This is a genomic window from Microbacterium sp. (assembly GCF_030149085.1).
GTDB lineage: Bacteria > Actinomycetota > Actinomycetes > Actinomycetales > Microbacteriaceae > Microbacterium.
The window spans coordinates 1-5243 of the sequence record NZ_JASBSF010000383.1 but is presented as its reverse complement, the minus strand read 5'-3'; the positions used below and the strand labels follow the sequence as shown (position 1 = coordinate 5243).

The 5243-nt window shown below is 65.0% G+C and carries 3 protein-coding genes; 2 read left to right on the top strand and 1 reads right to left on the bottom strand.

Translation table 11 applies throughout. The features are described 5' to 3' along the window. Positions 1-137 precede the first annotated feature (137 nt). Complete coding sequence (locus tag Q1V87_RS15245; protein WP_300594764.1) at positions 138-911, bottom strand: hypothetical protein; 774 nt, start codon at positions 909-911, stop codon at positions 138-140. A 149-nt stretch (positions 912-1060) separates the two neighbouring features. Between Q1V87_RS15245 and Q1V87_RS15240 the strand changes: the two genes are divergently transcribed. Both Q1V87_RS15240 and thrS read left to right on the top strand, forming a co-directional pair. Beyond that, positions 1061-3079 carry a DUF262 domain-containing HNH endonuclease family protein gene (locus Q1V87_RS15240; RefSeq protein ID WP_300594762.1) on the top strand — a complete coding sequence of 673 codons (2019 nt, stop codon included), beginning with the start codon at positions 1061-1063 and terminating at the stop codon, positions 3077-3079. Between the two features lie 66 nt (positions 3080-3145). Continuing rightward, positions 3146-5155 carry a threonine--tRNA ligase gene (thrS, locus tag Q1V87_RS15235; protein ID WP_300594758.1) on the top strand — a complete coding sequence of 670 codons (2010 nt, stop codon included), beginning with the start codon at positions 3146-3148 and terminating at the stop codon, positions 5153-5155. The last annotated feature ends 88 nt before the right edge of the window (positions 5156-5243 follow it).

Genomic DNA, 5243 nt, shown 5'->3' with positions numbered 1-5243 from the left:
CCCCGAGGCGGTCGCGCCGTGCGGCGGGTGCGAACCCCGGACGCCGCACAGGGGCGCGACCGAACTGGCTCACTGGGCACCCTAGACGACGAAGGCCCCCACCCTTCATCGGGTGGGGGCCTTCGAGTCGTTGTGGATCAGGCCTCGCTCATCGCGAGCTTCTCCTTCTGACCCTTTGCTGCGTAGTAGGCGGCACGGGCTGCATCCCGGCGCGCCTGCTCGGCCTGGCCGGCCTCGCGAATCTCCTCCGAGACCGGGTAGTACTCGGTGGTGGGCTTGCCGTGGTACTTCTCGATATAGGCGTCAAGCTCCGGGCCCGATGTCCACGAGGTGATGAGGCAGTAGCGCGGCTTGTCGCCCTGGTGGTGGACAGCGTGCCAGAGTCGCTGGGTGTCGACGATCAGCTGAGCACCGGCGGGAAGAGCGATGCGGTACTCGATGCTCGGGTCGGTGCGGTTCTCACGAAGGACGAAGTAGCTGTCCTTGTCGTCGGTCAGATTGAAGAAGCCGCGAACGACCCAGCCGGTGCCATCGGGGTTCAGGCGGTTGTTGTCGTCCTGGTGGAGGTTGTACAGGCAGTCCGCGTAGGAGTTCGGCTGCAGCTCGATGATGCGGCAGCGTCCGACGTTCGCGCCCGGCTCCTTCGCCCGTGCAGTGAGAGTGGGAGCAAGTTCGGTCTGCGAATCGATCCAGACGCCGTCCTTGTCGGTGCGGGGCGGCTGGTGATTCCAGAAGCCGTTGCACTCGATCTCGCCCTTGGCCGAGGCGAGGGGAGCGAATCGGGTGTCACCCGAGGACTTCCAGTCCACGTATTCGATGTCGAGCCATTCCTTCGGATCGACGGGCTCGTTGTAACTGTCGAGGACGACAAAGCCGGTCTCGTCGAGAGCGGCGCTCTTGATGTAACCCATAGGGTCTGTGCCTTTCGGTCGGTGAGCCAGCGCGTTTTTACAGGCCCAACTTAGGTAACCCTACCTCCGGCCCTGCGCGGGAACCTGGGCATCCGCGCCGTGATTATTAGACTCGTCGGGGTCGTCCACACAGCCGGAGGAGACACTCGATGATCACTGCGACGAACATCCGCGCTCACGCCGTGAATACGGTCGCGTGGCTGGCGTCGGCTCAGGCCACGATCGTCGTCCCGGTCTATCAGCGGCAATACCGGTGGGATATCGGGGGCTGCGAACAGCTCCTGAGCGACATCCGTGCCGTGGCCGATCGGGATGACGACCAGATGCACTTCATCGGCTCGGTCCTCAGCGCAGCCGATTCGGCGGGCCCACGCTCGGGCGAAGACGCCGAGGAGTGGGTGCTCATCGACGGGCAGCAACGCATCACGACGCTGATGCTTCTGGTTGCTGCCCTGTTCCACACCATCCGGGACGAAGACTCCGTACTTGCAGAGGAGCTTCAGCGCGTGTTCCTTCACGGCGCGACCGGTGACACGAAGCTTCGGCCCCATCGCGAGTGGGCAGGACTTTTCCGTGAAGTCGTCGTTGGGGCTACGGATGTCGCGCCGACGCCCTCGCGGTTCGCCGACAACTATGCGTTCTTTCGTAGTCAGATTGCCGCCGATGATGTCGCTCGGGTCTGGCGCGGACTCCAGCGGCTGGAGCACGTCGCCATCTCACTCGGCACCGGCGCCAATGCCCAGCAGATCTTCGAGAGCCTGAACTCCACCGGCGAGCCACTGCGCGACCATGAGCTGATTCACAACTACGTACTCATGGGACTCTCGCACGCCGAGCAGTTGGTCATCGAAGACGAGTACTGGGCCGCCATCGAGCGGAGCACCGGTGAGCACATCGCGTCGTTCTGGGCTCACTATCTCGTCATGGTCGGCGGACGCGAGGTCGCCACGACCGCATCGGGTCGCGGTGTCTATGACGTGTTCCGGGCGCATTTCCCTCGACTCGACCCCGCGGCGCTTCGAACCCAGGCGGAGCAGTGGAGATCCGTCGCCCAGCTCTACGCGACGCTGCTTGACCCCACGGGTGAGCCGGATGCCGAAATCCGGGTGCGTCTGCACCACCTCAATACGTTCGGCCGCGGGATGTACCCGTTGGTCATGTCGCTGTACGCGCGACACCGCGGCGGCGAGGTCGGACGTGACGATCTCCTCGACGTGCTCGACGACCTGCAGTCGCTTGTCTTGCGCCGCGATGTCGTCGGCGTGGGTTCGGAGCGCCTGGTCGCGCGCCTTGTCCGGGCATCATCGGACGGCATCGACGCGCTGGCGACGGCGATCTCGCGCCTCACGCCGTCCGATGATCGGGTACGCGTTGCGCTGAAGCACAGCCCCCTGCCGCATCCGGAGTATGTTCTGTCGCGGCTGGCCGACACCGATCCGGCGCAGAATGACCTCGTCATCGACCATGTCTTCCCGCCCGCGCCATCGGATGACTGGACCGGCGGCGATGGGCGGCGGTGGAAGGACTACAGCGAGGACGAACAGAACAGTCATCGTGCCCTGGCCGCGACCCTGGGCAACCTCACGCTGCTGGAGGAGGCACTCGCGGCTCAGGTCTTCGGCGCCGACTTCCCCGTTAAACGCAAGGTCTACGGGAAGAGCTCCCTCGCCCTGACGCGGCAGCTGGAGTCCATCGAAACGTGGGGGACAGCTGCGATCAGCGTTCGGTCCGCGCAACTCGCTCAGCAGGTGATGACCCTCTGGCGACGCCGAGGACCACTCATGATCGACGATGACGGTTTGACGCCCATCCTGGATGCAATTGCGCGGCGCGGATGGCCTCGCGGGTGGGAGCGCGAGTTCTCGTATGTCGAGTACGTCGGTGAGCACTGGGAAGTCCCCGACATCAAGTACCTCTTCAATCGAATCTTCAAGCGACTGTGGGCGGATCGACGTGACGCTGTCATCGCGTACTGCTCCCGGCGAGGTGGGCCCGTCTACAACGATCGCGCGTGGAACGGTGACTGGGACAGCCTGGATGACGAGCACCACCTCTACATGGGATGGGACTCGCGCTACATGATGGCTGCCGTGCAGGGAGTGCTCGAGGAGGCGGGGCTCGCGCCCGAGGTGTTCGTCAAGTACTCGTACATCGGGCAGATCATGTGATCGCTCTGGTCCGACGCCCCCGCTCGGCTCGGTAGCCTTGAGACTGACATCGCCCAGGAGTTCGCTGTGACACAACCGCTCGTCCCGTCTGACGTGGCCTATCCCGCCGACGGCTTCGCTCTCTTCCCCGACCGCTCTGTCGTGGCCCTACGGGTCAACGGCACCTTGCGGGATCTCGCGACGGTTGTGACCGCTGAGGACACGGTGGAGCCGGTGACGATCGACAGCTCCGACGGGCTCGACATCCTTCGCCACTCGACAGCGCACGTTCTGGCGCAGGCCGTGCAGCGGATCCGTCCGCAGGCGAACCTCGGGATCGGACCTCCGATCACCGACGGCTTCTACTACGACTTCGGCGTCGACGAGCCTTTCACGCCCGAAGACCTCAAAGCCATCAAGAAGGAGATGGAGCGCATTGTCCGCGAGGGTCAGCGCTTCACACGTCGCGTTGTCACCGAAGACGAAGCGCGCGCAGAGCTTGCCGACGAGCCGTTCAAACTCGAGCTCATCGGCCTCAAGGGCGGCGGTGCGGATGCTGCCGAGGGCGCCTCGGTCGAGGTCGGCGGTGCGGAACTGACGATCTACGACAACGTGACCCGCGACGGCGAGACGGTCTGGAAGGACCTCTGCCGCGGCCCGCACGTGCCCGGCACACGAATGATCGGCAACGGCTGGGACCTGACCCGGATCGCCGGCGCCTACTGGCGGGGCAGCGAGAAGAACCCGCAGCTGCAGCGCATCTACGGCACCGCGTGGCCGACCAAGGACGAGCTTCGCGCCTACCAGCACCGACTCGAAGAAGCTGCCCGCCGTGACCACCGTAAGCTCGGCGCGGAACTGGACCTCTTCTCGTTCCCTGACGAGATCGGGCCGGGCCTTGCGGTCTTCCACCCCAAGGGCGGCATCATCCGCTACGAGATCGAGCAGTACATGCGCCAGCGCCTGCTCGCCGCAGACTACGACATGGTCAACTCGCCCCACATCACCAAGGGCGACCTCTTCATGACCAGCGGTCACCTCCAGTGGTACGCCGACGGGATGTACCCGCCGATGGAGCTCGACGAAGTCGTGGATGCCGAGGGTCACGTGACGCGGCAGGGGCAGGAGTACTACCTCAAGCCCATGAACTGTCCGTTCCATAACCTGATCTTCCGGTCGCGGGGTCGCAGCTACCGTGAGCTTCCGCTGCGTCTGGCGGAGTTCGGCACGGTCTACCGTTACGAGAAGAGCGGGACCCTCGCGGGGCTCACTCGCGTGCGCGGGATGACCCAGGATGACGCACACATCTACGTCACGGCCGATCAGGTGCGCGACGAACTCACCCGAAACCTCGACTTCGTGCTGTCGGTGCTGCGCGACTATGGTCTGCAGGACTTCTACCTCGAGCTGTCGACCAAGGAGGAGGGCAACCCGAAGTTCATCGGTGACGACGCCCTGTGGGCAGAAGCTACCGAGACTCTGCGCGAGGTAGCTGAAGCTTCGGGTCTCGAACTCGTACCCGACCCGGGCGGCGCCGCGTTCTACGGGCCGAAGATCTCGGTGCAGGCACGCGACGCCATCGGCCGCACCTGGCAGATGTCGACGATCCAGCTCGACTTCAACCAGCCCGAGCGCTTCGAACTCGAATACACCGGCCCCGACGGAGCGAAGCACCGTCCCGTCATGATCCACCGTGCGCTGTTCGGTTCGATCGAGCGCTTCTTCGCGATCCTGCTCGAGCACTACGCGGGGGCATTCCCGGTGTGGCTTTCGCCGACGCAGGTCGTCGCGATCCCGGTCGCCGAAGAATACGGCGGCTACCTCGATGAGATCGTGGCGCGCCTGCGTGCGCGCGGGGTGCGGGCCGAGGTCGATCACTCCGATGACCGGATGCAGAAGAAGATCCGCACACACACGACGCAGAAGGTGCCGATCCAGCTGATCGCGGGGGAGCAGGACCGCTCCGCAGGGACAGTCTCGTTCCGCTTCCGCGACGGGACGCAGACCAATGGCATCCCCGTCGACGACGCGATCGAGCGCATCCTGACGGCGATCGCCGAGCGCACGCTCGTGGACACTGCGGAGGACCTGGCATGACGGATGCCGCGGCATCCGAGTCAGACACCGTGCCCTCATCTGAGTTCGCGGGAGTGCCCGACGGCTTCCAGCGCCTCTGGACTCCACA

Excerpts from the sequence above, each read along its gene's own strand:
- Q1V87_RS15245 (WP_300594764.1), bottom strand. The coding sequence starts at position 911 with ATGGGTTACATCAAGAGCGCCGCTCTCGACGAGACCGGCTTTGTCGTC.
- Q1V87_RS15240 (WP_300594762.1), top strand. The coding sequence starts at position 1,061 with ATGATCACTGCGACGAACATCCGCGCTCACGCCGTGAATACGGTCGCG.